Consider the following 4,592-nt stretch of genomic DNA (forward strand, 5'->3'; position numbering starts at 1 on the left):
CTCAGGATGTCCTTCGTGCTGAACCGGCCGTACGCCAGCGACCCGAACACCGCGATGTAGCCGAGCTGCAGCAGGTAGTCCATCCGCTCGATGAGGCCGGAGAAGTCTCCGGAACCGTCACCATTGGCGTCCGCGAAGCCACGGACCAGCACTTCGTAGAAGACGGCCTTCCGATACCAGTGCGGGTCATGGGCGAGCCCGGGTGCGTTCAGCTGAAAGGGGTTGGGCACTAGCGCTGCCTCCTGATGATAAGGATGTGAGCCGGTTCCACATGGGCGTCCAGCCGGACGTAATTATGCTCGCCCCAGGCGAAGCTCTGGCCGCTCACGAGGTCGTCCACCCAGAACGTGCCGTCCTCGTTGCGGTCCGCAGCATCGATCGAGAGCGCGCGCAGGTCGAGGGAGACGGTGCTTTCCCGCGTGCTGTGCGGATCCACGTTGACGACGACGATGATCGTGTCCTTGCCGTCGGCGGTCTCCTTGTGCTTCGAGAACACGACGGTCGCGGGGTCGCTGCTCGAGTGGAGGGTCAGGTTCTCAAGGTCACCGAGAGCGGGATGCGAACGCCGGATAGTGTTGAGGCGGCTGATATAGGGAGCCAGCGAGCGGCCCTCGGCCTCGGCCGCCGCATAGACACGGGGCCGGTACTGGAACTTCTCGTTGTCGAGGTACTCCTCGGCACCTGGCCGCGCCACGTGCTCGAACAACTCGTAGCCCGAATACACGCCCCACAGGGGGCTGGCCATCGAGGCGAGCACCGCCCGGATCTTGAAGGCGGCGGGCCCGCCGTACTGCAGGAATTCAGTGAGGATGTCGGGAGTGTTGACGAAGAAATTGGGGCGGAAGTACGCAGGCGACACGGAGCTGATCTCGGTGAAGTACTCCTCGATCTCCGTCTTCGTATTGCGCCAGGTGAAGTAGGTATAGGACTGCTGGAAGCCTGCCCGGCCCAACGCGTGCATCATCGGAGGACGCGTGAACGCCTCGGCGAGGAAGATGACGTCCGGGTGCTTCCTGTTGACCTTGGCGATCAGCCATTCCCAGAACTGCACCGGCTTGGTGTGCGGGTTGTCGACGCGGAAGACCTTGACGCCGTGCTCGACCCACATCAGCACGATCCGCAGGATCTCCTTCGAGATGCCTTTCGGGTCGTTGTCGAAGTTGATGGGATAGATGTCCTGGTATTTCTTCGGGGGGTTCTCCGCGTAGGCGATGGAGCCGTCCACCCGGGTGGTGAACCACTCGGGGTGCGAGGTGACCCAGGGGTGGTCCGGAGATGCCTGGAGCGCGAAGTCGAGCGCCACCTCCAGGTTCAGCTCGGCGGCCCGTGCGACGAAAGCGTCGAAGTCTTCGAAGGTGCCGAGGTCGGGGTGGATGGCATCATGGCCACCGGCCTCGGATCCGATGGCCCAGGGGGATCCCGGATCCTCGGGGCCTGCGGTCAGCGTGTTGTTCGGACCCTTGCGGTGGGTGCGGCCGATCGGGTGGATCGGTGGCAGATAGACGACGTCGAACCCCATGGCGGCAACGGCGTCCAGACGCTTCGCCGCAGTCCGGAAGTTGCCCGAGGTCCACTCCGCGGTTTCATGGTTGTACACGGCGCCTTCGGAGCGTGGGAAGAACTCGTACCAGGCTCCGCGCCCGGCGAGCTCGCGCTCCACGAGGATGGGGTAGGCGGGCGACGCAGTGACCATGGAGCGCAGCGGCTTCCGCCGAATGGCCTCCAGTACCTGGAGCGTGGAACCGGCGGCCAGCCGGTCCTCGACACTGCGCGACGTGTCGGCGAGCGCTGCCGCTGTGCGGCGGAACAGAGCTGCGTCCTTCGCGGTGCGCTCTTCAGCAGCCTTCGTGAAGAGCGCGACGCCCTCTTCGAGCATGAGGTCGACATCCACTCCCGCGGCGATCTTGATCGACGCGTCGTGCTCCCACGTCCCATAGACGTCGGACCAGCCCTCGATGGTGAAGGTATGGAGTCCGCTCGCTGCCGGACGGAGCCGGCCCTCCCACCGATCCAGTCCCGCACCGACGGCGGTAAGCCGGATGCGCTGGACCTCCTTGCCGCGGGGGTCGTACAGGACGGCGGAAACACCGAGCTGGTCATGGCCTTCCCGGAACACGGTCGCACCGACGGTGATGTCGGAGCCCGGGATCGCCTTCGAGGGGAACCTGCCGTCCTCGATCACAGGGGCTACGGCAGTGATGGGGATGCGGCCGAAGCGCAACCCTTCAGGGTAGGAGGCATTGCGGGGCTGCTCGCTCGAAATCGTCACGCACCTGACGTTAGCGAGTATTCAGCGGAATTGCTAAGGGGGCTTTCCGTAACATACGGATTAAGTGGTCGGTTTACGTAAGCGGTTGCGTTGGGCCTCCCCCACGAACCGGAACAACTGCGCTAGCGTAAATCCCGTGAAGGCAATCCGCAGATTTACCGTCCGTACCGTCCTCCCCGAAAGCATTGCGCCCCTGGGCAAGCTCGCGGGCAACCTGCGATGGTCGTGGCACCTGCCGACCTCGCGCCTCTTCGAGGACATCGACCCCGCCGCCTGGGCAGCCAGCGGCCACGACCCGGTGTCATTTCTCGGCTCGGTGACGCGTGAACAGCTGCGCCAGCTGGCAGCCGACAAGCAGCTCGTCCAGCGGATCCAGGACCTGGGGGCCGATCTCGACAGCTATCTCAGTGCGCCCCGCTGGTATCAGACACTCGGCGATGATGCACCCCGCTCGATCGCCTACTTCTCCCCCGAGTACGGCATCAGCGCCGTGCTGCCGCAGTACTCCGGTGGCCTCGGCATCCTTGCCGGCGACCACCTGAAATCGGCCTCCGACCTCGGGGTGCCGCTGATCGGCGTCGGACTGCTGTACCAGGCCGGCTACTTCAAGCAGTCCCTGTCCCGTGATGCCTGGCAGCAGGAAACCTACCCGGTCCTCGACCCCGACGGCCTGCCGCTGACCCTGCTCCGCGAAGCGGACGGGAGTGCAGCGAAGGTCGTCCTTCCGCTCCCCAACGGTCGGCAGCTGTCCGCCCACATCTGGCGCGCCGACGTCGGCCGCGTGCCGCTGCTCCTGCTCGACTCGAACGTGGCAGGCAATGACGAAGCCGCCCGCAACGTCACCGACCGACTGTACGGTGGGGGCGGGGACCAGCGACTGCAGCAGGAACTGCTGCTCGGCATGGGCGGCGTCAAGGCGCTCCGCATCTTCGAGAGGCTCACCGGAACCCCCGCCCCCGAGGTGTTCCACACCAATGAGGGCCACGCCGGCTTCCTCGGCATCGAGCGCATCCGCGAATTGATGGACCCGTCGAACGAATCCCCCATGAGCTGGGAGGAAGCCCTGACGGCGGGACGCGCCTCCACCGTCTTCACCACGCACACCCCGGTTCCCGCGGGAATCGACCGCTTCGACTGCACACAGATCGAGCACTTCTTCAATGCCGGCCTCGCGCACTCGGTCCCGACGGACAAGGTCCTGGCGCTCGGCGCCGAGAACTACGCCGACGGGGATCCGGCGAAGTTCAATATGGCGGTGATGGGCCTCCGCCTGGCCCAGCGCGCCAACGGCGTGGCGAAGCTGCACGGCGAGGTGTCCCGTGGCATGTTCTCGGGGCTGTGGCCGGGATTCGACACGCGCGAGGTGCCGATCACCTCGGTGACGAACGGCGTCCATGTTCCCACCTGGGTTGACCCCCAGATCGCCGATTTCGCGCGGAAGAACTTCGGCGCCGAGTCGATCCTCGACCCGAACTGGTCCCGCGTGTACGACGTCGCCGACCCCGAGATCTGGGCGCTGCGCCGCAGCCTCCGCTCGAACCTCGTGGCCGACGTCCGGCGCCGCCTGCGCGCGTCCTGGAAAACCCGTGGCGCAGCCGACGCCGAGCTCGCGTGGACCGATTCGGTACTCGACCCGGATGTCCTGACCATCGGTTTCGCCCGCCGCGTGCCCACCTACAAGCGCCTGACCCTCATGCTCCGCGACCCCGCGCGCCTGAAGGCACTGCTGCTGCATCCCCAGCACCCGATCCAGCTGGTGATCGCCGGGAAGTCGCACCCCGCGGACGAGCAGGGCAAACGGATGATCCAGGACCTGGTCCGTTTCACTGACGACCCGGCCGTGCGCCACCGCATCGTGTTCCTCCCGAACTACGACATCGCGATGGCCCGCACGCTGTTCCCGGGTTGCGATGTGTGGCTCAACAACCCGCTCCGCCCCCTCGAGGCCTGCGGAACCTCGGGCATGAAGTCCGCCATCAACGGCGGCCTGAACCTCTCGGTGCTCGATGGCTGGTGGGACGAGATGTACGACGGCGACAACGGGTGGGCCATTCCCACCGCAGACAACGGGGCGTCGGCGGACGAGCGTGACGACATCGAGGCCGCAGCCCTCTACGACCTGCTCGAAACGCAGGTCAGCCCCCGGTTCTACGGATCGGTCCCCGCCATGGGAGCCGGCGCCGCAGGGCCTTCGGAACCGTCACCCGACCGCATCCCGCACCAGTGGATCGCCATGATCAAGCACACCATGGCCACCCTCGGGCCCGCTGTTTCTGCCGAGCGCATGTTGCAGGACTACGTGGGACAGCTGTACCAGCCGGCG

At 66.2% G+C, this 4,592-nt stretch carries 3 protein-coding genes; 1 reads left to right on the forward strand and 2 read right to left on the reverse strand.

Annotation, left to right across the window (positions count from 1 at the left end; genetic code table 11):
- Both Y705_RS18900 and Y705_RS0109785 read right to left on the reverse strand, forming a co-directional pair.
- The coding region (locus Y705_RS18900; RefSeq protein WP_155850015.1) for an alpha-amylase family glycosyl hydrolase at positions 1–230 on the reverse strand (230 nt) is incomplete at its 3' end.
- Positions 230–2,269, reverse strand: a complete 2,040-nt coding sequence (locus Y705_RS0109785) for an alpha-1,4-glucan--maltose-1-phosphate maltosyltransferase (RefSeq protein WP_253908570.1) — start codon at positions 2,267–2,269, stop codon at positions 230–232. The genes Y705_RS18900 and Y705_RS0109785, both read right to left, overlap by 1 nt.
- A 136-nt stretch (positions 2,270–2,405) precedes the next feature.
- Here Y705_RS0109785 and glgP point away from each other — a divergent pair.
- On the forward strand, positions 2,406–4,592 hold a 2,187-nt coding region (glgP, locus tag Y705_RS18905), incomplete at its 3' end, for an alpha-glucan family phosphorylase (protein WP_081737954.1).

The organism is Arthrobacter sp. H41, from assembly GCF_000520535.1.
GTDB lineage: Bacteria > Actinomycetota > Actinomycetes > Actinomycetales > Micrococcaceae > Arthrobacter_D.